23 protein-coding genes are annotated in these 23,680 nt (G+C 70.1%); 17 read left to right on the forward strand and 6 right to left on the reverse strand.

Features of this window, described 5'->3' with window-relative positions; genetic code table 11:
- Nucleotides 1–63 precede the first annotated feature (63 nt).
- The 5 genes from NV348_RS13215 to NV348_RS13235 all read left to right on the forward strand — a co-directional run bounded on the left by NV348_RS13215 (nt 64) and on the right by NV348_RS13235 (nt 5,078).
- Nucleotides 64–1,092 carry a beta-ketoacyl-ACP synthase III gene (locus NV348_RS13215; RefSeq protein ID WP_447147197.1) on the forward strand — a complete coding sequence of 343 codons (1,029 nt, stop codon included), beginning with the start codon at nt 64–66 and terminating at the stop codon, nt 1,090–1,092.
- Between the two features lie 189 nt (nt 1,093–1,281).
- The gene (locus NV348_RS13220) at nt 1,282–1,461 is read left to right on the forward strand and encodes a hypothetical protein (RefSeq protein WP_447147198.1); all 180 of its coding nucleotides are present in this window, start codon (nt 1,282–1,284) and stop codon (nt 1,459–1,461) included.
- A gap of 47 nt (nt 1,462–1,508) precedes the next feature.
- The gene (locus NV348_RS13225) at nt 1,509–3,176 is read left to right on the forward strand and encodes an NAD(P)/FAD-dependent oxidoreductase (RefSeq protein ID WP_447147199.1); all 1,668 of its coding nucleotides are present in this window, start codon (nt 1,509–1,511) and stop codon (nt 3,174–3,176) included.
- Nucleotides 3,177–3,255: 79 nt separating this feature from the next.
- On the forward strand, nt 3,256–4,725 hold the full coding sequence (locus NV348_RS13230) for an ATP-binding protein (protein WP_447147200.1): 1,470 nt from the start codon (nt 3,256–3,258) through the stop codon (nt 4,723–4,725).
- Nucleotides 4,725–5,078, forward strand: a complete 354-nt coding sequence (locus NV348_RS13235) for a UBP-type zinc finger domain-containing protein (protein ID WP_447147201.1) — start codon at nt 4,725–4,727, stop codon at nt 5,076–5,078. Before NV348_RS13230 ends, NV348_RS13235 begins: the two co-directional genes overlap by 1 nt.
- Nucleotides 5,079–5,084: 6 nt before the next feature.
- Here the strand turns inward: NV348_RS13235 and NV348_RS13240 are convergent, their stop codons facing one another.
- Complete coding sequence (locus NV348_RS13240; protein WP_447147202.1) at nt 5,085–5,456, reverse strand: hypothetical protein; 372 nt, start codon at nt 5,454–5,456, stop codon at nt 5,085–5,087.
- 213 nt (nt 5,457–5,669) lie between these two features.
- On the opposite strand from NV348_RS13240, the gene NV348_RS13245 reads away from it, so the two are divergent.
- From NV348_RS13245 to mnhG, 9 genes are all read left to right on the forward strand, one after another.
- Entirely contained in the window at nt 5,670–7,874 is a 2,205-nt protein-coding gene (locus NV348_RS13245) for an AAA family ATPase (protein WP_447147203.1), read from the forward strand.
- A gap of 66 nt (nt 7,875–7,940) precedes the next feature.
- On the forward strand, nt 7,941–9,206 hold the full coding sequence (locus tag NV348_RS13250; protein ID WP_447147204.1) for a hypothetical protein: 1,266 nt from the start codon (nt 7,941–7,943) through the stop codon (nt 9,204–9,206).
- Nucleotides 9,207–9,303: 97 nt separating this feature from the next.
- On the forward strand, nt 9,304–10,575 hold the full coding sequence (locus tag NV348_RS13255; protein ID WP_447147205.1) for a hypothetical protein: 1,272 nt from the start codon (nt 9,304–9,306) through the stop codon (nt 10,573–10,575).
- Nucleotides 10,576–10,692: 117 nt separating this feature from the next.
- Nucleotides 10,693–13,479, forward strand: coding sequence for a Na+/H+ antiporter subunit A (locus tag NV348_RS13260; RefSeq protein WP_447147206.1), 2,787 nt, complete (start codon nt 10,693–10,695; stop codon nt 13,477–13,479).
- Nucleotides 13,476–13,859: a Na(+)/H(+) antiporter subunit C gene (locus tag NV348_RS13265; RefSeq protein WP_447147207.1), complete on the forward strand. Its 384-nt coding sequence runs from the start codon at nt 13,476–13,478 to the stop codon at nt 13,857–13,859. Before NV348_RS13260 ends, NV348_RS13265 begins: the two co-directional genes overlap by 4 nt.
- Complete coding sequence (locus NV348_RS13270) at nt 13,856–15,451, forward strand: Na+/H+ antiporter subunit D (protein ID WP_447147208.1); 1,596 nt, start codon at nt 13,856–13,858, stop codon at nt 15,449–15,451. Before NV348_RS13265 ends, NV348_RS13270 begins: the two co-directional genes overlap by 4 nt.
- On the forward strand, nt 15,448–16,008 hold the full coding sequence (locus NV348_RS13275) for a Na+/H+ antiporter subunit E (RefSeq protein WP_447147209.1): 561 nt from the start codon (nt 15,448–15,450) through the stop codon (nt 16,006–16,008). Before NV348_RS13270 ends, NV348_RS13275 begins: the two co-directional genes overlap by 4 nt.
- A complete protein-coding gene (locus NV348_RS13280) occupies nt 16,005–16,265 on the forward strand; it encodes a monovalent cation/H+ antiporter complex subunit F (RefSeq protein WP_447147210.1) in 261 nt (86 codons plus the stop codon). The genes NV348_RS13275 and NV348_RS13280 overlap by 4 nt, the downstream gene beginning before the upstream one ends.
- Nucleotides 16,262–16,597, forward strand: a complete 336-nt coding sequence (gene mnhG, locus NV348_RS13285) for a monovalent cation/H(+) antiporter subunit G (RefSeq protein ID WP_447147211.1) — start codon at nt 16,262–16,264, stop codon at nt 16,595–16,597. Before NV348_RS13280 ends, mnhG begins: the two co-directional genes overlap by 4 nt.
- On the opposite strand, the gene NV348_RS13290 is transcribed toward mnhG, so the two are convergent.
- The 5 genes from NV348_RS13290 to napA form a co-directional block, all read right to left on the reverse strand.
- Entirely contained in the window at nt 16,594–17,934 is a 1,341-nt protein-coding gene (locus tag NV348_RS13290) for a phosphatase PAP2 family protein (protein ID WP_447147212.1), read from the reverse strand. The two genes, mnhG and NV348_RS13290, sit on opposite strands and share 4 nt — an antisense overlap.
- Nucleotides 17,935–17,984: 50 nt before the next feature.
- Entirely contained in the window at nt 17,985–19,127 is a 1,143-nt protein-coding gene (locus NV348_RS13295; protein WP_447147213.1) for a glutamate--cysteine ligase, read from the reverse strand.
- Nucleotides 19,128–19,137: 10 nt separating this feature from the next.
- A complete protein-coding gene (gene sodC / locus NV348_RS13300; protein ID WP_447147214.1) occupies nt 19,138–19,818 on the reverse strand; it encodes a superoxide dismutase[Cu-Zn] in 681 nt (226 codons plus the stop codon).
- Nucleotides 19,819–19,937: 119 nt separating this feature from the next.
- The gene (locus tag NV348_RS13305; protein WP_447147215.1) at nt 19,938–20,513 is read right to left on the reverse strand and encodes a LytR C-terminal domain-containing protein; all 576 of its coding nucleotides are present in this window, start codon (nt 20,511–20,513) and stop codon (nt 19,938–19,940) included.
- 45 nt (nt 20,514–20,558) lie between these two features.
- The gene (napA, locus tag NV348_RS13310) at nt 20,559–20,876 is read right to left on the reverse strand and encodes a nucleoid-associated protein NapA (RefSeq protein WP_355274395.1); all 318 of its coding nucleotides are present in this window, start codon (nt 20,874–20,876) and stop codon (nt 20,559–20,561) included.
- Between the two features lie 181 nt (nt 20,877–21,057).
- Between napA and NV348_RS13315 the strand changes: the two genes are divergently transcribed.
- The 3 genes from NV348_RS13315 to NV348_RS13325 all read left to right on the forward strand — a co-directional run bounded on the left by NV348_RS13315 (nt 21,058) and on the right by NV348_RS13325 (nt 23,548).
- Nucleotides 21,058–21,648 (forward strand): peptide deformylase, encoded by a 591-nt coding sequence (locus NV348_RS13315; RefSeq protein ID WP_447147216.1) that lies wholly within the window; start codon nt 21,058–21,060, stop codon nt 21,646–21,648.
- Nucleotides 21,649–21,786: 138 nt separating this feature from the next.
- The gene (locus NV348_RS13320; protein ID WP_447151022.1) at nt 21,787–22,713 is read left to right on the forward strand and encodes an N-acetylglutamate synthase, CG3035 family; all 927 of its coding nucleotides are present in this window, start codon (nt 21,787–21,789) and stop codon (nt 22,711–22,713) included.
- Nucleotides 22,714–22,729: 16 nt separating this feature from the next.
- Nucleotides 22,730–23,548, forward strand: coding sequence for an exodeoxyribonuclease III (locus NV348_RS13325; RefSeq protein ID WP_447147217.1), 819 nt, complete (start codon nt 22,730–22,732; stop codon nt 23,546–23,548).
- The last annotated feature ends 132 nt before the right edge of the window (nt 23,549–23,680 follow it).

Here is a 23,680-nt window from a genome sequence, read left to right on the forward strand (position 1 = left end):
TTCGATGCTTCGGGTACACCCAGCGGTGCGACCGCAGGTTGACAGGTACATAGGAGACGCAACATGGCTGCTCGAATCGCCCAGACGACTGGGACTGAGCACACCGCGATTCTCGGTTTGGGCGTCTACCGCCCGGCCCGGGTGGTCACGAACGACGAGGTCGCGGGGCCGATCGACTCGAGCGACGAGTGGATCCGCACCAGATCGGGCATCAAGACCCGACGCTTCGCCTCAGCCGAGGAAACCATCCAGACGATGAGCGTCGCCGCGTCCCGCGACGCCTTGGCCGCGGCAGGCATAGCCGCCGATCAGGTCGACTGCGTCATCGTCGCGACATCGACCCATCTGCTGCTCACCCCGGCCATCGGACCACGCATCGCCACCGACCTCGGGATGACCGGCGCCGCCGCCTTCGACATCTCGGCGGGCTGCGCCGGGTTCTGCCACGCCCTGGCGATGGCCTCGGATCTCGTGCGCGCGGGCACCTCGAAGAACGTGCTGGTGATCGGCGTCGAGAAGCTGACCGACACCGTCGACTTCACCGATCGCTCGACGGCGTTCCTGTTCGCCGACGGCGCGGGCGCCGTGATCGTCGGCCCGGCCGAGGAGCAGGGCATCGGCCCGACCGTCTGGGGTTCGGACGGCACCCAGCACCACGCCATCCGGCAGAACAAGGACTGGATGGAGTTCTTCGCCGAGATCGAGGAGAAGGGCACCGACGCGGTGCGCCCCTATCTCGCGATGGAGGGCACCGCGGTGTTCCGGTGGGCGGCGCACTCGCTGGAGAAGGTCTGCCGGGACGCGATCGACCGGGCCGGGCTGACCACCGACGACCTGGACGCGATGATCCCGCACCAGGCCAACGGCCGGATCATCGAGATCATGGCCAGGGTGCTGAAGCTACCGGAGAACTGCGCGCTGGCCAACGACATCGAGGACGCCGGCAACACCTCGGCAGCGTCGATCCCGCTGGCCATGGAGGCGCTGCTACGCAAGGGCGAGTCGAAGCCGGGCGATACCGCCCTGCTGATCGCCTTCGGTGCCGGACTGTCCTACGCCGCACAGGTTGTCACCCTGCCCGCCTGGCGATAACCGGCCAGCAACTCCGCCCACCGCCACGGTGGTGTGCCTCGCGCAGGCCACCGAGCGGTGGGCTCGCCGTGTCCACCCTGCCCCGCTTGCACCAACCCAGACCGGCTGGCAAACTCTTCGCTAATCGCCGTTGCTGATCGACGATGCTCAGCTCCCAGCGTTCCCGTCGTCAACCCGAGGTGATCGGCCGTGAAAATGCGCTCCTTCCTGCCACGCAGGCACACCTACGACGTCCCGCTGCTGCCGACCATCGAGCCGGAGGACGGCTCCGCGCTGCGCGCCGCCTTCACCCGCCGTAAACGCGACGAACGCCTCGAACGCCTGCTCACCCCCAGCGAGCTGGATCTGGTGCTGCACAACCAGCTCTGACCACGCGCGACGGCGCGGCCGCCTCCGCCGAGGGGGATACTTCTCTGGTGAGCACTCCAGCGGTAACCAAACCGGCCATTCTGAGCGTTGACGACGATCCCGGGGTCTCCCGGGCGGTGGTGCGTGATCTGCGCCGCCGCTATGGCGCGGACTACCGGATCCTGCGGGCCGAGTCGGGACCGCAGGCGCTCGAGGCGCTGCGGGAGATGAAACTGCGCGGCCAGCCGGTCGCGGTGCTGATCGCCGATTACCGGATGCCGGGCATGGACGGCATCGAATTCCTGGAGCAGGCGATGGACCTGCATCCCTACGCGCGGCGCGTCCTGCTGACCGCCTACGCCGACACCAACGCCGCGATCGACGCGATCAACGTCATCGATCTGGACCACTACCTGCTCAAGCCGTGGGACCCGCCGGAGGAGAAGCTCTACCCGGTGCTCGACGGCCTGCTCGACGCCTGGCGCGGCGCCGAGCAGCGGCCGGTGTACGAGACGAAGGTGGTCGGCGATCGCTGGTCGCCGCGGTCCTCGCAGGTGCGGGAGTTCCTGGCGCGCAACCAGTTGCCGTATCGCTGGTACCCCGTCGACGAGCCGGAGGGCGCGCGACTGCTCGAGGCCGCGGGCGCCGATCCGCTGACCTGTCCGGTGGTGATCACCGCCGCGGGCACCGCGCTGGTCCAGCCCAGCGACAGCGAGCTCGCCGAGAACGTCGGCCTCACCGTGGAACCCAGCGGCGACTTCTACGACCTGATCGTCGTCGGCGGTGGCCCGGCCGGGCTCGGCGCCGCCGTGTACGGCGCGTCCGAAGGACTGCGCACGGTGCTGGTGGAGCGCACCGCGACCGGTGGGCAGGCCGGGCAGAGTTCGCGGATCGAGAACTACCTGGGCTTTCCCGACGGGTTGTCCGGTGCGCAGCTGGCCGACCGGGCACGGCGGCAGGCCGCCAAGTTCGGCGCGGAGATCATCACCACCCGCGATGTCGTCGGGCTGGAGGTGAACGGGTCGGCGCGCACGGTGCGCTTCGCCGACGGCGGCACGCTGTGCGCGCACACCGTGCTGATCGCGACCGGCGTCGACTACCGGCGGCATCCGGCGCCCGGAGTCGACGAATTCACCGGTCGCGGTGTGTATTACGGCTCGGCGATGACCGAAGCGGCCGAATGCGCCGAGCAGGACGTCTACATCGTCGGCGGTGCCAACTCGGCCGGTCAGGCCGCGGTGTTCCTGTCGCGCAACGCCCGTCGCGTGCACATCGTGGTCCGCGGCGACGCGTTGGAGAAGTCGATGTCGCACTATCTGATCCAGCAGATCGCGCAGATCCCGAACATCGTGGTGCACACCGAGACCGAGGTGGTCGGCGTCGACGGTGACGATCACCTGGAGCGGATCGTGCTGCGCGACAACCGCAACGGCACCGAGGACAAGGTCGACGCGCAACGGTTGTTCCTGTTCATCGGCGCCGCGCCGCAGACCGGCTGGCTCGACGGCGTCGTCACCCGCGACGACGCGGGCTACGTGGTGGCCGGCCCCGATCTCATGATCGACGGCGCCCGACCGCCGGGCTGGGAACTGCCCCGGCCACCGCATCATCTGGAGACCAGCGTCCCCGGCGTCTTCGTCGCCGGCGACGTGCACGCCGAATCGGCCAAGCGGGTCGCCTCCGCGGTCGGCGAGGGCGCGATGGCGGTCATGCTCGTCCACCGGTATCTGGCATGAGCGGTCAGCGGCTGGAGGCAACGGAGCGTGACCACGCGGGCCGCCCGATCATGCCCATCGAGACTGCCCAGGAGCGGCGATGACCGACAGCACGCTGATCTGCGATCCGAACGAACTGCGCACGCTGTTCCTGTTCGAGAAGCTCGACGACGACCAGCTCGCGCAGCTGTGCGCGGCGGGCCGGATCGAGTACATCGACCCGGGGCCGGTCTACCGCGAGGGCGAGCCCGCGACGTGCTTCTACGTGCTGATCGACGGCGAGGTGCGGCTGACGAAGCTGTCCGGCGGCATCGAGATCGAGATCAACCGCACCGACCATCGCGGCGTGTACGCGGGCGCCTGGATGGCCTACCTCGGCGACAAGGTGAGCCAGGACTACGCGGGCTCGATGTATGTCGAGCGGCGCTCCCGGTTCCTGGTGCTGGCGGCCGCCGACTTCGCGCGGATGGTCAAGGACTGGTTCCCGATGGCGGTGCACCTGCTCGAGGGCGCGTTCTTCGGCGGGCAGAGGTCCAGTCAGCGGATCGCCGAGCGGGAACGCCTGCTCGCGCTCGGTTCGCTGTCGGCCGGGCTCACCCACGAGCTCAACAATCCGGCCGCCGCGGCCGTGCGGGCCACCGCCGGCCTGCGGGAACGCGTCGCGGGCATGCGGCACAAGCTCAAGATGATGGCCACCGGCAAGTTCCCGCCCGAGGCGCTGGTACATCTGGTCGATCTCCAGGAGCAGGCGGCCGAGCGGGTCGCCAAGGCGCCCGACCTGTCCCCGCTGGAAGCTGCCGATCGGGAGGACGCGCTCGCCGACTGGTTCGACGACCACGGCATCGCCGACGGCTGGAACCTGGCGCCCACCTTCGTGCAGGCGGGCCTGGACATCGACTGGCTCGAGGGCGTGCACGCGACTCTGGAAGCCTGCCAGGCGCAGGTCTTCGAGGGCGCGATCCGCTGGCTGAACTACACCATCGAGACCGAGCTGCTGATGAACGAGATCGGCGACTCGACGGCCCGCATCTCCACCCTGGTCGGCGCGGCCAAGCAGTACTCGCAGATGGACCGCGCGCCCTACCAGGTCGTCGACCTGCACGAGCTGCTCGACTCCACACTGGTGATGCTCAATCGCAAGCTCGGCGACGGCGTGCGGGTGGTCAAGGACTACGACCGCTCGCTGCCGCCGGTCCCGTGCTTCGCGGCCGAACTCAACCAGGTGTGGACCAACCTCATCGACAACGCGGTCTACGCGATGGACGGCACCGGCACCCTGACCGTGCGCACCTACCAGGAGAACGACTGCGCCGTCGTCGAGATCGGCGACACCGGCCCCGGCATCGCGCCCGAGGCGAAGGGCCGGATCTTCGAGCCGTTCTTCACCACCAAACCGGTCGGTGACGGCACCGGCCTCGGCCTCGACATCTCGTTCCGGATCGTGGTCAACAAGCACAACGGCGATATCCGGGTCGAATCCGAACCGGGCAACACCCGTTTCATCGTCCGCCTACCGCTCGATCCCCAGGCGGACAACGACAGCACCCCGTCGAACACAGGAGATCAGTGATGGCTGAAGAGTTCGAAGGAATCGACACCAGCGTGCCGCCGAGCGGCGCCGGATGCCTGGAGTGCGACGCCGCCAAGGGCTGGTGGGTGCATCTGCGCCGCTGCGCCGAATGCGGGCACGTCGGCTGTTGTGACAGCTCGCCCAGCCAGCACGCGTCGAAGCACTTCGCCTCGACCGGGCATCCGTTCATGCAGAGCTACGAGCCGGGCGAGGACTGGTTCTACAACTTCACCACCAGCGAGATGTACAGCGGCGGGCCCGAACTCGCGGCGCCGACCAGTCATCCGGTCGGCCAGTCGGTGCCGGGACCGGCCGACCGGGTGCCTGCGAATTGGCAGTCACTGATCCACTGAGCAGCGTTACGGCGTGATCCCGGCGGCTTCGGCGACGGTCTTGTCGGCGTTGCCCGGCGCGAGGCAGACCAGCTTCGCGGTTCCGAGCGCCACATTCGGGCTGCCCTCGAAGGGGCTGCCCGGGTTGGCCGCAAGGATCTGCTCGATCGCCTGCTTCTCACCCTCGCTGTCGAGTTCCTTGAACTGACCGCAGGTGATCTTTGCGCCCGTGGCGGCGGCGGTGGGTGCGGCTTTGGTCGTGGTGGTGGCACTGGCGCTCACGCTGGAGGTCGGTGTGCCCTTGCGCAGCCCGCTCGCGTCGGCGGCGTCGTCGGAACCGCATCCGGCCACCGTCAAGCACAACGCCCCAGCAGCCAGGACGAGGGAGATTCGATTCATCTGCAGCTTTCGGTGTTTCCTGGCGGCTGGCGCCGCGGGTCTTCGGCCTCGTGACCTCGCATCCGAGCGGCGATTCTGCGCCTTCGGCGTTCCGTCTCGCCGCTCGGATGCGAGGCGGCAGAAAACGTCGTGGTCCCGTCCGGGTCGTAAGGATGCCACCTTGTCCGCCCGGATGCCAATGGGTAGGGCCCGGGTTCTCCATAGGATGGTCTGGTGGCTGAACTCTCGCTGACCGCCCGGCTCAACCCTTCGGCGGCCGATGCCCGGCGCGGGGTGGTGCGCCTGCACCCCGAGACGCTGACCGCGCTCGGCCTGCGCGAATGGGACGGCATCGCCCTGACCGGCGCCCGCCGGACGGCGGCGGTGGTGGCCAAGGCGCCGGCGGGCACGCCGCCCGGCGTGGCGCTGCTCGACGACGTGACGCTGTCGAATGTGGGGCTGCGGGAGAACGCGGCGGTGACGGTCGCGCCGGTGACGGTCTACGGCGCCAAGCAGATCTCGCTGAGCGGATCGGCGCACGCCACGGCCAGCATCCCCGCGGCCACGCTGCGCCAGGCCCTGCTCGGCAAGGTCGTGACGGTCGGCGACACGGTGTCGCTACTGCCGCGCGATCTCGGGCCCGACATCAGTTCGGCGGCGGCCACCCAGGCGCTTTCGCGCGCCTTCGGCATCGCCTGGACCACCGAGCTGCTCACCGTCACCGCGATCGAGCCGATGCCGGGACCGGTGAGCGTGCAACCCAATTCGGCCGTCGGCTGGGGTCGTGGCCCGGCCGCGATCCTGCACGCGATGGAACGCGACGCCGACCCCGGCCTCAACGGCCTGCCGCCGGACGTGGTGTCGGTGAGTTCGGGGACCGCGCCGATCCAGGTCGAGGAGCTGGCCGGGGTGCAGGGGCAGGCGGCGAAACTGTCGGAGTGGCTGAGCCTGGCGCTCGACGAGCCCGAGCTGCTGAAAACCCTGGGCGCACCGGCACATCTGGGTGTGCTCGTCACCGGCCCGGCCGGGGTCGGCAAGGCGACGCTGGCCAGGGCGGTGGCCGCGCCGCGCCGGGTGGTGGAGCTCGACGGGCCCAGCGTCGGCGCGATGGAGAGCGGCAACAGGCTGCGCGAGGTCGCCGAGGCGGTCGGTGACGTCGCCGCCGGGCAGGGCGGGATCCTGCTGATCACCGATATCGACGCGCTGCTGCCCACCGAGGCCGAGCCGGTCGCCACGCTCATCCTCGATCAGCTGCGCGCCGCGATGCGCGCGCCGTCCGTCGCCCTGCTGGCCACCACCGCCCATCCGGCACAGGTGGATTCGCGATTGCGCGCGCCGGATCTGTGCGATCGCGAACTCGCCCTGCCGCTGCCGACCGCGGTGGTCCGCCGTGCGCTGCTCGAGCAGCTGTTGCGCAAGGTGCCCTCGGGCGCCCTCGACCTGGATCTGATCGCCTCGCGCACACCGGGTTTCGTCGTGGCCGATCTGGCAGCGCTGTGCCGGGAGGCCGCCGTGCGCGCGGCCGGGCGGGCCAGCCGCGAGCAGACCGAGCCCGAGCTCGCGCAGGACGATCTCGTCGGCGCGCTCGACGTCATCCGGCCGCTGTCGCGTTCGGGGACCGAGGAATTGGCGATCGGCTCGCTCCATCTCGACGATGTCGGCGACATGGTGGAGACCAAACAGGCGCTGACCGAGGCCGTGCTGTGGCCGCTGCGCCACCCCGATTCGTTCGCCCGGCTCGGCATCGACCCGCCGCGCGGCGTGCTGCTCTACGGTCCGCCCGGCTGCGGCAAGACCTTCCTGGTGCGGGCCCTGGCGGGCACCGGTCAGCTCAGCGTGCACGCGGTGAAGGGCGCCGAGCTGATGGACAAATGGGTCGGTTCCTCCGAGCGGGCCGTGCGCGAACTGTTCCAGCGCGCCCGCGATTCGGCGCCGTCGCTGATCTTCCTCGACGAGGTGGACGCGCTGGCGCCGCGGCGCGGGCAGAGCAGCGACTCCGGGGTCTCCGATCGGGTGGTCGCGGCGCTGCTCACCGAACTCGACGGCGTCGAACCGCTGCGCGATGTGGTGGTCGTCGGCGCGACCAACCGGCCCGAGCTGATCGACCCGGCGCTGCTGCGGCCGGGGCGGCTGGACCGGCTGGTGTTCGTGCCACCGCCCGACGGCCCGGCCCGGCTCGACATCCTGCGCACCGCCGGTCGCTCGGTACCGCTGGCGGCCGACGTCGACCTGGCCGCCCTGGCCGAGGACCTCGACGGCTATTCGGCCGCCGACTGTGCCGCCCTGCTGCGCGAGGCGGCGCTGTCGGCCCTGCGCCGTGACATGGCGGCGGCCGATGTCACCGCCGAGGACGTCGCCGCCGCGCGGGCGAGTGTGCGGCCGTCGCTGGACCACGATCAGGTCGAGTCGCTGCGCCGGTACGCCGAGAGCCGGGCCTGACCAGCGCACCCCGTCGCATCGACGACGCCGCAGCTAGAAGGGCATTTCGGCGAGTATCGTCAAGCTGTGCCCAGGTTCGGGGATGGTGTGGATGCGGTCACGGCGTTCGCGGGCGCCGCGATCGCGGGAATCGCACTGTTCGTGCCGTTCACCTCCCGCTCCAGCTCGGTGATCGACACCCCGTATCAGATGGCCACCTTCACCAACAGCATCCCGCGCGCGACCACCCTCGGACTGATCGTCGCGGTCGTCGTGGCCGTGCTCCTCCGGCCGGGACTGGACTGGTTCGTCGCCGCCTGCGCCGCCACGGCGCTGGGGCTCAACTATTTCGTCGGCCACACCATGGCCTCGGCCGAGGTGCTCACCACCCAGAATTACGCGAACGCGCTGTTCGGCGGCGTGATCTTCGGCGCGCTGTGCCTGTGTTCCCTGCGGATGCGGTGGACCGCAGTCGGTTTCGCCCTCGGCTCGGTGGTGGTGTTCGTTTATGGCGAGGTGATCGCGCTGGTCACCGAGCACACATTGACGACGACGGACCGGGCCGTGCACAGTCCGTCGGCGCTGATCATCGTCGCTGTCGTGCTGCTCGCCGTGACCGCCGTCCGACACCGGCACACCATCGACTCGCCCGTCGCGCCGCCGCTGACCACCGATCTGCCGATCGTCCCGATCGTGGCCGCGACGGTCGTCGCGCTGTCGGTGTTGCTGGCCACCGAATGGCTCCAGCGCGAGTTCACCGTGGGCCACGCGGGCTTCTGGCCCATCGCGCTGGCGGTGGTGGTCACGGTCGTCGCCGCGTTCGTCGCGGCCACCCTGCTGCCCGGCCGCGACGGGACAGCCGTCCTGGTCGCCGTCAGCCTGGCCGCCGCGGGCGACTCGGTCATCGATGGCCCGAGCCTGGGCTGGAAGATCGTGCTCGTGCTCGGCGCGGCGGCCACCGGCATCCTGGCCGGTCTGCGCTGGGCCTCGCCGTGGGCGGTCCTGTCCGGTGCCGCCGCGATCTGCGTGTTCGTCACGTTCGCCGAACGCCTGCCGTGGACGCTGGTCTGGACGGCAGGCACGCTGGTGCTGGCCGTGGTCGCCGGGTATGCGTTCGGTTCGATCCGGGTCGGCTACGGGCCGAGTGCCGTGCTCGGACTCGGCGCGGTGTATCTGCCGTCGATCCTGTGGTCGATTCCCACCGGTCTGCGGAATTGGCCGACCGGCGCGGACGAGGTGTCCGAAGCCACGGCAGGCCGGGCCGCGCTGGCCATCACGATCGGCGGCGCGGCGGCGCTGCTGCTGCTGTACCGGATCCGGCCCGCGGAGCCGACGCCCGCGGTGACGCCGTAGCCGCGACCGGATCGCACGCCGCCGGGCGAACGCGCCGCCCGCTGATCCGATCGCGACATCCCAGGTAGGACGGTTTTCGCCAGGTATCGTCGAAGGGGTGCCCAAGATCCGGGATGGTCTGGACGCGGTGACGGCGTTCGCCGGGGCCGCGGCGGCGGGGATGTCGCTGTTCCTGCCGTTCACCTTCGGCGCAGATTCCGCGGTCGACTCGCCCTACCGCGTCACCAGCCTGATCAACAGCGTGCCGCGCGCGGCGGCGCTGGGGCTCATCGTCGCCGTCGTCGTCGCCGTGCTGGCCCGGCCGATCACCCGCCCCGGGCTGATCTGGCTGGCCGCGACGTGCGGGGCGCTCGCGCTGGCGATCAACTACTTCGTCGGGCGGGCGATGACCTCGACCGACGTGCTCACCACGCAGAACTACATCGATTCGCTCTGCGGCGGTGTGCTGTTCGGCGCGCTCGGCATCTGCGCGCTGCGGTTGCGCTGGCCCGCCGTCGGATTCCTGCTCGGGGTCGTGACGGTGTTCGTCTACGGCGAGGTCGTGGCCGTGTTCAGCTCGAACACCTCGGCCACGGCCAGCAAGTCGGTACACACGCCGGCCTGGCTGGTCGTCGCCGCCGTCGTCCTGCTGACGCTGAGCACCTTGCGCCACCGGCACGGCATGATGCCCGGCCTACCCCGGCTGGCCGCCGACCTGCCGATCACCCCGATCGTGGCCGCCACCGTGCTGTCGCTGACGCTGCTGATCGCCACCGACTGGCTCGATCGCGAGTTCGACGACCGCCACGGCAACACCTGGCAGATCACCCTCGCCGTGGTGGCCACGCTGGCGGCCGCCTACGCCGCCGCCGCTCTGCTGCCCGGCCGCGACGGCACGGGCGTGCTGATCGCGGTCAGCCTGGGCGCCGCGGCCGACTCGCTCGCCGACGCGGTGAGCCTCGGCTGGAATCTGCTCCTCGTCCTGGTCGTCGCCACCGCCGCCATCCTGGCCGGGCTGCGCTGGACGAGACCGTGGATCGTGCTGCTCGGCGCGGCCGTGATCTGCCTGTTCGCCACCGTGGCCGAGCGGTTTCCGTGGGCGTTCGCCTGGACGGCCGGTGTCCTCGCGCTGACCGGCGTCGCGGGCTTCGCCGCCGGTTCGCTGCGGGTCGTCTACCTGCCCAGCGCCGTGCTCGGCCTCGGCGCGCTGTACCTGCCGTCGATCCTGTGGTCCATCCCCACCCGGCTACGCCACTGGCCGACCGGCACGACCGCCGTCGACGAGAGCATCCCGGGCTGGGTCGCGCTGACCATCACCATCGGCGCCGCGGCCGGGCTGGCCGTGCTCTACCGAATCCGTCCCGCCGAAACGGAATCCGTGCCTAGGTGATAGCCGAACACCGCACGACATGGCCGACGCGACATCGCCGGTGCCGCGATAGGCGATCGGATCGCCCGTAGGATCGGGGCGCACTACTCGACCGCCACCGACCCGACGGAGGAGGAGTTGCTCGCCGTTCTACTCGCCCACGCGCTGGCCGCACTGGTGGCCCCGCTGTGTGTACGAGTGCTGGGCCGCAACGCTTTCTACCTGCTCGCGCTGGTACCGCTGGGCAGTCTCGGCTGGGTGATCGCGCACTGGGGAACGACCGTACGCACGCATGTGCGATGGGCCCCGCAGATCTCGATGGACATCGATCTGCGCTTCGATTCCCTCGCCGCGGTGATGTGCGCGCTGGTACTCGGCATCGGCGCGCTGATCCTCGCGTATTGCGGACGCTACTTCGAGCGCGACGAGACCAGGCTCGGGGTCTTCGCCGCCGAGCTGACCGGTTTCGCCGGTGCCATGTTCGGCCTGGTCACCAGCGACAACATGCTGCTGCTCTACGTGTTCTGGGAAATCACGACCGTGCTGTCGTTCCTGCTCGTCGGCCATTACGCCGAGCGGGCGGTGAGCAGGCGGGCGGCGATCCAGGCGCTGCTGGTGACCGGCGCGGGCGGGCTGGCGATGCTGGTCGGGATCATCGTCCTCGGGAACCGCTACGGCAGCTACCTGCTCTCCGATCTGCTCGCGACCGAGCCACCCGGCGGGACCGCGGTCTCGGTCGGCATCGGGCTGGTGCTGATCGGTGCGATCAGTAAATCGGCGATCGTCCCGCTGCACTTCTGGCTCCCCGGCGCGATGGCCGCGCCGACCCCGGTCAGCGCCTATCTGCACGCGGCCGCGATGGTGAAGGCGGGCGTCTATCTGGTGGCCCGGCTCGCGCCCGCCTTCGCCCAGACACCGCCCTGGCACGTCATGCTGCTGCCGCTCGGCCTCGTCTCGATTCTGCTGGCGGGCTGGCGGGCGATGCAGGTGTACGACCTCAAACTGGTGCTGGCCTTCGGCACCGTCAGCCAGCTGGGCCTGCTGATGACGATGATGGCGATCGGCACGCCGGACGCGGCCCTGGCCGGGATCACGCTGCTGGTGGCGCACGCGCTGTTCAAGGCCTGCCTGTTCATGGTGGTCGGCATCATCGATCACGGCGCGGGCACGCGTGACCTGCGCGAGCTGTCCGGGCTCGGGCGGCGCGCGCCGTGGCTGTGCGCCATCGCGGTGATCGCCGCACTGAGCATGGCCGGGATCGCGCCGCTGCTCGGCTTCGTCGGCAAGGAGTCGGCGCTGAGCTCGGTGTGGTCGGCGCAGGTACTGACGACACCGGTCAAGCTGGCCGAGCTGGCGGGCATCGCGATCGGATCGGCGTTCACCGTGGCCTACAGCACCCGATTCATCTGGGGCGCCTTCGGCCGGACCGCGGATCCGGCTCGCCCGATGACCTGGCACGCACCGGGTCCGCTGCTGCTCGTGCCGCCCGCGGTGCTCGCCGTGGCAGGCGTCGCGGGCGGTCTGGACACGACCGACGTCGACCGCTGGCTGAGCCCCTACGCCCAGACCTTGCCCGGCGATCTGGATGCCCATCTCGCGCTCTGGCACGACGTCACCTGGCCGCTGGTACTCACGCTGTTCATCATCGCCGCCGGTGTCGCGCTGTTCCTGAGCCGTGGCCGGATCGCCGAACCGATCCATCCGCGCCTCGGCAACGCCGACCGCGCCTACGACGCGGCCCTGCGGGCGATGGACCGGCTGTCGTTGAAGATCACCGGCACCGTGCAGTCCGGCTCGCTGCCCGCCAGCCAAGCCACCATCCTCGGCACCCTGATCGTGCTGCCGACGGTGCTGCTCGCCCTCGGCACCCGCACGGGAGTGGAACTGCGGCTGTGGGATTCGCCGCTGCAGGCCGCGATCGGGGCGATCATGATCGCGATGGCGCTGGCGGCGACGGTGCTGCGCAACCGGTTGGCCAGCGTGCTCGTCGTCGGGGTCACCGGATACGGCTGCGGCGTGATCTTCGCCCTGCACGGCGCGCCCGACCTGGCGCTGACCCAATTCCTGGTCGAGACACTGACACTGGTGATCTTCGTGCTGGTGTTGCGCGCGTTCCCCGCCGAGATCGCCGAGGACCAGGAGACGGCCTTCAAGGTCCGCCGGGCACTGCTGGCGATCGGCGTCGGCCTCACCGTCGCGGTGCTGGCCGCGTTCGCCACCGCCGCCCGGCGCGCCGAACCGATCTGGCAGGCCATCCCGGACGCGGCCTACCGGATCGGCGGCGGTAAGAACGCGGTGAACGTGCTACTCGTCGACATCCGCGCCTGGGACACCCTGGGCGAGATCTCGGTGCTCGTCGTCGCCGCGACCGGCGTCGCGTCGCTGGTGTTCCGCAGCCGCCGTTTCGGCAGCGCGCCGCGTGCGGCGGACTCACCCAACTACGATCCCGACGCGGTGAGCTGGCTGTCCGCCGCCCGGCTGGTCGACCGGCGCGACCGCTCGATGGTCCTGCAGATCACCACCCGGCTGATCTTCCCCACCATCATGGTGCTGTCGGTGTACTTCTTCTTCTCCGGGCACAACGCGCCGGGCGGCGGCTTCGCGGGCGGCCTGGTCGCCGGGCTCGCGCTGACGCTGCGCTACCTGGCGGGCGGGCGCTACGAACTGGGCGAGGCGCTGCCGGTCGACGCCGGGCACCTGCTCGGCGCCGGGCTCACCCTGGCCGCGGGCACCGCGACCGCCTCGCTGCTGCTCGGCGCGCCGCCGCTGTCGTCGGCGATCGTCGAGGTGACGCTGCCGGTGCTCGGCCACGTCAAGCTGGTCACCGCGATGTTCTTCGACCTCGGCGTCTACCTGGTCGTGGTCGGGCTGGTCCTCGACGTGCTGCGCAGCCTGGGCGCCCGCCTGGACAAGGAACTGGCATGAGCGCCAATCTCGTTCTGCTGATCACCATCGGCGCGCTCACCGCGTGCGGGGTGTACCTGCTGCTCGAGCGGGTGGTCTCGAAGATGCTGCTCGGGATGATCCTGCTCGGCAACGCGGTGAACCTGCTGATCCTCACCATGGGCGGCCCCGACGGGCGGCCACCGGTCCTGGGCAGTTCCGACACCGCGCACGACGGCATGGCCGACCCGCTGGCCCAGGCCATGGTGCTCACCGCCATCGTCATCACCATGGGGCTGGCCGCGTTCGTGCTCGCCCTGGCCTACCGCGCCTACATGCTGACCACCACCGAGGACGTCGACAACGACCCCGAGGACGCCCAGATCGCCGCCCGGCGGGAACGGGAGGATCCCGAACAGTGACCCTGGCCCCGGATCTGCTCCCCACCCTCGCCGCGCTGCCGGTGCTCGTCCCGCTGCTCGGCGCCGCGGCGACGCTGGTGTTCGGCCGTCGCCCGCGGCTCCAGGCGATGATCTCGCTGAGCGCGCTGTCGTGTGTGCTGGTGATCAGCGCGCTGCTGCTGTACCTGGCCGACCGCGACGGCACCACCGCCGTCCAGGTGGGCGGCTGGGCCACACCGATCGGGATCACGCTGGTGGTGGACCGGCTCTCGGCGGCGATGCTGCTGGTGTCGTCGTTCGTGCTGCTGGTGGTGTCGATCTACGGTGCGGGGCAGAACATCTCCGACGGCGACGAGCACCAGCCGACCTCGATCTACCGGCCCACCTACCTGGTGCTGACCGCGGGGGTGTCGACCGCGTTCCTCGCCGGTGACCTGTTCAACCTGTTCGTCGGCTTCGAGGTCCTGCTCGTCGCCTCGTTCGTGCTGCTCACCGTCGGCGCGACCGAGGAGCGCATCCGTACCGGCATCGCCTATGTGATGGTGTCGATGGTGTCGTCGCTGATCTTCCTGATCGGCATCGGTATCACCTACGCCGCCACGGGCACACTGAATCTCGCGCAGCTGGCCGTGCGCCTGGAAGCCATCCCGAGCGGGGTGCGGACCGCCTGCTACGCGGTGCTGCTGGTGGCGTTCGGGATCAAGGCGGCGGTGTTCCCGCTGTCGAGCTGGCTGCCCGACTCCTACCCCACCGCGCCCGCGCCGGTGACCGCCGTCTTCGCCGGTCTGCTCACCAAAGTCGGTGTGTACGCGATCATCCGCACTCACACCCTGTGGTTCCCCGACGGCGCGTTCGACGACATCCTGCTGGTGTGCGGACTGGCGACGATGCTGGTCGGCATCCTCGGCGCCATCGCGCAGACCGATATCCGGCGACTGCTCTCGTTCACCCTGGTCAGCCACATCGGCTACATGGTCTTCGGCATCGGCCTGGCTACCAGGGCGGGCCTGACCGGCGCGGTCTTCTACGTCGCCCACCACATCCTGGTGCAGACCGCGCTGTTCCTGGCCGTCGGTCTGATCGAACGGCAGGCGGGGTCGGTCTCGCTGCGCCGGATCGGCGGACTGGCCACCGCGAGCCCGCTGCTGGCCGTGCTGTTCCTGATACCCGCGCTGAATCTCGGCGGTATTCCGCCGTTCTCGGGGTTCATCGGCAAGGTCGCGCTGCTGGAAGCGGGTGCGGCCGACGGCAGCGTGCTGGCCTGGGTGCTGGTGGCCGGCTCGGTCGTCACCAGCCTGCTGACGCTTTACGCGGTGGCGCGGGTGTGGAGCAAGGCGTTCTGGCGGCCACGCGAGGAAGCTCCGGAAGGCCACCTCACGGCGGCGAAACCGCCCACCCTGGTGGAGGATTCGACCGATGTGTACTACGAGGACCGCACCGACCCCGGCCGGATGCCGGTGCTGATGGTGCTGGCGACCGCGGGCCTGGTCACCGCCGGACTGGCGCTGACCGTGCTCGCCGGGCCGGTCCTCGGCATCGCCGAACGCGCGGCCGCCGATCTGGACGATCCGTCGGTCTACATCGGCTCGGTGCTCGGATCGGAGCCGCGATGACGCTGCGGCGGCTGGTCAACCGTGACAACGTGCTGCGGATCGGGGTGCTGGTGTGGCTGACCGCGGTCTGGGTCGCGCTCTGGGGTGATCTGAGCGCGGCCAACGTCGCGGCCGGCTTCGTCGTCGCACTGATCGTGGTCTTCGCGCTGCCGCTGCCGCTGGTTCCGGTGACCGGCCGGTTCCATCCGCTGTCGTTCGTCGAATTGATCGTGGTCAGCGCCTACTACGCGCTCGAGTCGAGCCTCCAGGTCGCCTGGTTCGCGATCCGGCCCGCCGGACCGCCGGTCTCGGGCGTGCTGCGCGTGCACCTGGGCATCCAGTCCGATCTGGTCCTGGTGATGGCCACCGACCTGCTCAACCTGATCCCCGGCACCATGGTGCTCGAGCTGGACCGGCCACGGTGCGTTGTCTACGTCCACGTGCTCGACGTGGGCAGCGAGAAATCGGTGGTGAAGTTCTACCGCACCACCCGGCGATTGGAGCATCTGCTGATCAACGCCTTCGAACGACCGAGCGAACGCCGCCGGATCGATCCCGGCTCCCAGGTGCCGTCATGATGGTCGTCGCCGTGCTCGCGGGCATCCTGCTCACCGCCGCCGCGGTGATCACCAGTTACCGGGTGCTGGCCGGGCCGAGCACCCTGGACCGGGTCGTCGGGATCGACTCCCTGATGGCGATCGCCGCCTCCGGGCTGGCGGTCTGGGCCGCCTACAGCGACAACACCACGGCGATCCCCGCGATCGTCGCGCTGGCCCTGGTCGGCTTCCTCGGCTCGGCCGCGGTCACGCGTTTCCGCGTCAGGGACGACCGATGACGGCGTGGGAGTGGGTCTCGGCCGTGCTGATCCTGACCGGCTGCACGCTCGCGTTCACCGCGGCCATCGGCATCGTGCGCTTCCCCGACACCCTCACCCGCATGCACGCGGCGACCAAACCGCAGGTGGTCGGGCTGGTCCTGGTACTGACCGGCACCGGCATCGACATCAGGGGCGACGCCAACGTCTGGATGCTGGTGCTGACCGGCCTGTTCACCATCCTCACCGCGCCCGTCATCGCCCACCTGCTCGGCCGCACCGCCTACCGCGAACAGCGGCACCGCGACGGCCTGCTGCGGATCAACGAGCTCGGCCGCGACGCCGACGACTAACCCACCGGCACGAGCTCCCGCCGCGGCGCCGCCGCGAACCAGGTCGCGTGGAACGCGGCGGCCACCGCGGCCAGCAGCCCGAGGACCACGGCGCCCGCGAGCACCGGGTACTCGGCCATCGGCACCGCGAGATACCGGAAGGACACCAGCAACCCGGCGAACACCACCGCGCCGAAGCCGACCATCCGCACCCGGAACGCACCCCAGCCGCGTTCGGGCGCCCGCAGTGCCGACTCGACGGTCAGGCACAGCACCACGCCCGCCACCAGGTCCACGCCGTAGTGGTACCCGAACCCGAGCGTGGCGGCCACGGTCGCGGTCAGCCAGAACGCGCCGCCCCAGCGCAGCCAGGCCGGCGCCCGCGAGCCGTCGACATCGCGGCGGGTGTGGATGAACAGCGACAGCGCCCAGGCGGTGTGCATCGAGGGCATGCAGTTGCGCGGGGTGAACGCGTCGAACGGCAGCGCGGCCGGGTTGTGATCGATCGGCGGCAGCATCGAGGGCCAGAAGTTGCCCACCTGGAAGCCGTGCCCGTCCACGCCGAACGCGAACATCGGCCCCACGACCGGGAACAGCACGTAGAACACCGGCCCGACCAGCCCGAGCACCAGGAACGTCCGGACCAGATAGTGCGTCGGCCACTCCCCCGTCGGGACCACCCGGCGCAACTGCCACACCGCGACGACGATCGCCGCGACCGGCAGCTCGATGTAGACCCAGTGCAGCACGCCGTACACCTCGGGCCCGAGCACCTCGAGCACCCGGCCGAGGACCCAGGACGGATCACCGAGCGCGTGATCGGCGAGGACCAGATATTCGTCGAGCACCGATGGCCGCACCGCCGAGGTGACGTGCAACCACACGTCACCCACCTTGGTGGCGAGCACCAGCAGCGCGCCGAGGGCCGCCGCCTTCAGCGCGTCGGTGCGTTCCCGGCCGCGCCAGCGCACGGCCGCCACGATCGCCAGCCCGGTCAGCACGATGGTCGGCCCATTACCGACCGTGAACGGTTTGCCGTCGAGCAGTCGCAGCGCGGCGTAGATCGCGTCGATCCCGATCGCGGCGCACACCGCGGACAACCGCCTGCGCGCGTTCACCCCGACGAGGGCGAGCAGCAGCCCGGCCCACGGCACCGACATCGATTTCGGCGTCCCGAGGTAGTCGCGGGCCAGGCTCGCGAGCGGGCCGTCGAACCCACTGACCCAGGCGGCGATCTGCAATCCGACCAGCAGCGCGAGCACCGCCGACACCGCGACGACAGCGAGGGTACGTGGCTCACGCAGACGGTTCCGAAGGGTGGCACCCCCCGCATCGGTGCGCGGATGTTCGACAAGCATCCAAACATCGTAAACGGCGGGTTAACGCCACCCCGCCGTGTAGCTGAACGCTACTGATCCAGCTCTCGCACCAGCGAATCCACGACGGCGACAAGATCACCCTGCGACTGCGCCGCGACTCGGCGTTGCCGCTGGTAGGAGGCACCGTGACGGGGAATGTCGGCGACCGCGGCCAGCTCGTCGGAGCAGCCGAGCCGCTTGGCGGTCGGCTCGAGTTTGTCCAGCAGATCCATCAGATCGTCTGTGACCAAACGCTCATTGCTGGCGTCGTCGACGATCACGATCGCGTCGAGCCCGTACCGCGCGGCGCGCCACTTGTTCTCCTGCACGTGCCACGGCGGCAGCGTCGGCAGGTCCTCGCCGTCGTCGAGCCTGCGCTCCAGATCGACGACGAGGCAGTGGATCAGCGCGGCCACCGAGGCCAGTTCGGCCCTGCTGGACAGCCCGTCACACACCCGGATCTCGATGGTGCCCCACTTGGGCGCGGGCCGGATGTCCCAGTGCATGCCGCCGAGCTGTTCGAACACACCGGTTTTGAGCTGGTCGTGCACGAAACGCTCGAACTGCAGCCAGTTCTCGAACTGGAACGGCAGTCCGGCGGTCGGCAGCTGCTGGAACATCAGCGCGCGGTTGCTGGCGTAGCCGGTGTCGTCCCCGGACCACATCGGCGAGGACGCCGAGAGCGCGAGCAGGTGCGGGTAGGACAGCAGCAGCGAGTTCAGGATCGGAAAGACCTTGTCCCGGTGCGAGACTCCCACATGCACGTGCACGCCCCAGATCAGCATCTGGCGCCCCCACCACTGGGTGCGCTCGATCAGCTCGTCGTAATGCGGTGAGCGGGTGAGCTGCTGGGCCGACCACTGGGCGAACGGATGAGTTCCCGCGCAGAACAGGTCGACACCGAGCGGATCGGCCGCGCGGCGCACCGCGTCCATGGTGCCGCGCAGGTCCTCGACCGCGCTGCCGACCGTGTCGTGCACGCCGGTCACCAATTCGACGGTGTTGCGCAGCAATTCCTTGGTGACCTGGGGTGTGCCGTCGTGAGCACGCCGGTCACCGACGGCATCGAACACCGCCGAGGCGGTGTTGGACAGATCGCGCGTCATCTTGTCGACGAGCGCGATCTCCCATTCGATGCCGATGGTCGGCCGGGGCGAACCAGGGAAAGGTACCGACTGGACTGCCCCGGCCATCTGCGTCTCGCTAACCGACCACGCCGCAGGCGACCCGGGAGCCCGCATCACCGGTGGACAGTGTGGTCTCGTCGGGGCCCGTGCCACCCTCGCGGGTGTACCGGGACGGGATGTTGCCGAAGTTGTCGGCGCCGGAGTGCACGATCAGCGCCTTGCCCTTGATGTTGTCCATGGTGACGGTGTCGGTGCGGGTGACCAGCTTCGCCGAGCCGTCGGCGCCGACCTGCAGCGAGGTCAGGTCGCCGCTGGCCGGGTGCGCGTTGGCCGCGCCGACCTGCAGATGACCGCCCGCCGAGGTGAAGTCGCCCTCACAGGTGCCGTTCTGGTGGAAGTGCAGGCCGTGGAAACCCGGGGTGAGCCCCTGCGCCTCGACGGTGACCACCAGGTGGTTGCCCTCGGTGACGAAGGTCGCGGTGCCGACGCTCGCGCCGGAACCGGACTTGAGCTCGGTCTTCAGACCGCCCGCGGCGGGGGTGCCGTGATCGTCGCCACCCTGGTTCGCGGTGGTCGGCGCGCCGTGTTCGGTGCCGGAACCCGCGGGCGCGGGCGAGCTGGTCCACACCGGCGGCGTGGTCCCCTTGACGTCACTCGACTCCTGGCTGTTGGTGCAAGCAGCGAGCCCGAACGCGGCAACCGCCAGCACCGGGGTCACAATGCGCCAGGACGGGCGACGAGTTGTCGACGTGACCATCAGGGAACTCCTTTACGAGTACCGAGTTTAACGAGTAAAGCTGGGTGGACAGGGGCTGTACCGCTCAAGATGATGCCACAGCGCAAGTACCCCACTCGGCACCGCGTGCCGAGCCTCGTTCAGCGACCGGTCAGTACGACGATCACACCCGGCGACGTGTCGCCGGTCTTCGGCGCGACGGTCCCGCCGATTTCCGCGGCGATCTCGGCGGCCGCGGCCTTGTCGCCCGCGCCCCCGCCGTAGAAGACCGTGGTGGTGGTGAGGTTCTCGCCGCTGTAGTTGCCGGTGCTGACATTGCTCCAGCCCGACGAGGTCAGCTCGCCCGCGGTGCGCGCGGCCAGACCGGCGACCAGGCTGTTGTTCAGCACCCGCACGGGCACACTCTGATCGACCGTGGCCGCGGGCGCGGTGGTCGGCGGAGCCGTGGTGGTCGGCGCGACCGTCGTGGTGGTGGTCTTGGCGGTGGTCGGGGCGGCGGCCGCGCTGGTGGTCGTCGCGGCGGCCGTGGTGGCCGGCGCCTGCGCGACCACGCTCGACGTCGTCGTCTCGGTTTGCTCGGCCGAATCGGCGGAGTCGGCCCCGGAGTTCGATAGCGACATCGCACCCAGACCGGCGAAGACGATGGCCAGGGCGATCAACACCATCGCCAGCGCGCGCAGCGGTGGGCCGCCGGGGGTGGGATTCGGGTTGCTCACCCGCGCAACCCTAGTCGCAACGAGTGCTGTGTGGCTGTCGTCATGTCAGACCTGGAAACCGAGTCGGCGCGCTGCTCGCGCTTTCTGCCTGCTGGCCCGCAGCCTGCGCAGGCGCTTGACCAGCATCGGGTCCGCCGCCAGCGCTTCGTCCTTGTCGACGACCGCGTTGAGCACCTGGTAATACCTGGTGGCCGACATGGCGAACAGCTCGCGGATCGCGTCCTCCTTGGCGCCCGCGTACTTCCACCATTTGCGTTCGAAGTCGAGGATGTCGAGCTCACGGCGACTCAGCCCGCTGCCTTCGTCGGGGGCCGTGTCCTGTGTGGTTCCAGCCTCGATGTTGCGAGCCGCTGCGCCGTCCATCTTGCTCCCTCGCCGAGTATCACGAGATGAAAATGACGCTTGCACGTCGCGGATCATTCAACCACGCAGGAGCCGGATCCTTCGACCGATGTCCCGGCGTGTTGACTACGGGCCAGTAGGGGTGGCGCACCCCACAGGGGTCGCCGCTCACCACCGCGCCCGACCCGCGATAATGGCGCTCATGGCAATTCTCCCGATCGTGATCGTCGGTGACCCCGTCCTCCACAACCCCACCGCACCGGTGACGGAGACGCCGGCCGAGCTGGCCGACCTGATCGCGGACATGTACGACACCCTGGAGGAGTCCAAGGGTGTCGGCCTGGCGGCCAACCAGGTCGGGGTCGGCAAGCGGCTGTTCGTCTACGACTGCCCCGACTTCGACGCCGCGGGCCAGCCGATCCGCCGCAAGGGCGTGGTGGTCAACCCGGTGCTGGAGACCTCCGAGATCCCGGAGACCATGCCCGATCCCGACGACGACGAGGAGGGCTGCCTGTCCGTGCCGGGCGAGCAGTTCCCCACCGGCCGCGCCGACTGGGCCCGGGTCACCGGCACCGACGAGAAGGGCGAGCCGGTCGACATCGAGGGCACCGGCTTCTTCGCCAGGATGCTCCAGCACGAGGTGGGCCACCTCGACGGCTTCCTCTACGTCGACGTACTGATCGGCCGCAACGCCCGCGCGGCGAAGAAGGCGATCAAGCGCAACGGCTGGGGCACACCGGGTCTGAGCTGGATCCCGGGCACCGTGCCCGACCCGTTCGGCCATGACGACTGAAACACAGCGGCTGGCGCCGCGAGTTCTCGGCCTGTGCCCTCGATCTTCCCTCCCGCCGGGCACTCCTTCGTCGCGCCCTCTGGTCAGTCCAGATCGAGGCGGCCGAGAACTGTGATCCCGCTCGGTCGCCGCGTCGTCATGCGGTACCAGCTGCCCGAGGGATATCCGCAGCCGCTCACCGATGTGATCGGCGAGCTGGTGTCGCTGAGTCCGCCGTCGGTGCGGACCGCCGAGGGCGAGCTGGTCTCGGTGGCGCCCGATCGGGTCGTGGCGCTGAAAGCCTTGGGGCCGAGGCCGATTCGCACCAAGGAGATTCGCTCGCTGGAGACCGCCGCGGCCGCCGCCTGGCCGGGCAGCGGTCATCTGTGGATCGACGGCTGGCTCGCGCGGGCGGGCAACGGCTACACCGGGCGCGCGAATTCCGCTGTGCCGCTGGGTGAGTCCGGCGTGCCTGCGGTGCTGTCGATCGACACGATGCACAAGATCGCGGACTGGTACACCACGCAGGGACTGCCGCTGCTGTTGCAGCTGCCCGATCGGCTGGCCCCGGTGCCGCCGGGCTGGAACACCTGGAGCGAGACCGTCGTCCTCGGGCTCGACATCGCGAATTTCGTGCTGCCGCAAGGCCCGTCGATGGTCAAGATCACCGACGCGCCGGACGAGGGCTGGCTGACGACACACCGCTACCGCGGCGAGATCCCGCTCGACCCCGCCGTCCGGGAACCGGACCGCGCGGTACTCACCTCGGTCATCGACGGCACCCTCGGCTTCGCCTCGCTCGGCCTGCCGGAGGCGCTGGCGATCGGCCGCGGCGCGGTGACCACCGCGCCCGACGGCAGGCGCTGGGTCGGTCTGACCTGCGTCGCGGTGGCGACCGCGCACCGCCGCAACGGCCTGGCCTCGCTGCTGTGCGCCGAGCTGATCCGCTGGGGCGCCGAGCACGGCGCCACCCACGCCTACGTGCAGGTGGAGGTAGGCAACGCTGCCGGGCTCGCGCTCTACCGCGAGCTCGGTTTCCTGGAACACCACAGCTACCGCTACGCCGCGCCGCCGAGTGCGCCGTAGGAAAGGACCGCGACCCGTGCGCCTCGCCACCTGGAACGTCAACTCGATCCGCTCCCGCGTCGATCGGGTGACGGCCTTCCTGGACCGCCACGACATCGATGTGCTGGCGATCCAGGAGACCAAGTGCCGCGACGACCAGTTCCCCTACGAGCAGTTCGACCAGGCGGGCTACGAGGTCGCCCATGTCGGGCTGAACCAGTGGAACGGTGTCGCGATCGTGTCCAGGGTCGGGCTCACCGACGTCGAGACCGCGTTCTCCGGCCAGCCCGGTTTCGACAAGAACGCCGGTGACTCGCTGCTCGAGTCGCCGGTGGTGGAGGCCAGGGCGATCGGCGCGACCTGCGGCGGGGTCCGGGTGTGGAGCCTGTACGTGCCCAACGGCCGCGCCCTCGCCGACCCGCACTACCAGTACAAACTGAACTGGCTGTCGACCCTGCGCGAGCGGGCCACCGACTGGCTGGCCGAGGACCCGGCGGCGAAGATCGCGCTGGTCGGCGACTGGAACATCGCCCCCACCGACGATGATGTCTGGGCCCCGGAGCTCTTCGAGGGCAAGACCCACACCTCCGCACCCGAGCGCGCCGCCTTCCAGTCCATGCTCGACAGCGGCTTCCGCGATGTCATGCGCCCGTTCGCCCCCGGCCCCGGCGTCTACACCTACTGGGACTACACCCAGCTGCGTTTCCCCCGCAAGGAGGGCATGCGCATCGACTTCATCCTGGCCTCCGCCGCCCTCGCCGACCAGGTGAAGGAGGCCTCGGTCGACCGGGAGGAGCGCAAGGGCAAGGGCGCCAGCGACCACGCCCCGGTCATCGCGGAGTTCGGGAGCGACTGACACCGCGACACGAGCGAGAACATGGGTAACTCGCCGGGAACGGGCTAAAATGAGTGCTGCCTACCGGCGGCCGCGTCGCGACTGGCACCGCTGCTAGGTCTGGCCAAGAGTCTCGGAGAGGCGGGCGAGCAC

The sequence above is a fragment of the Nocardia fodinahabitans genome, from assembly GCF_052983615.1.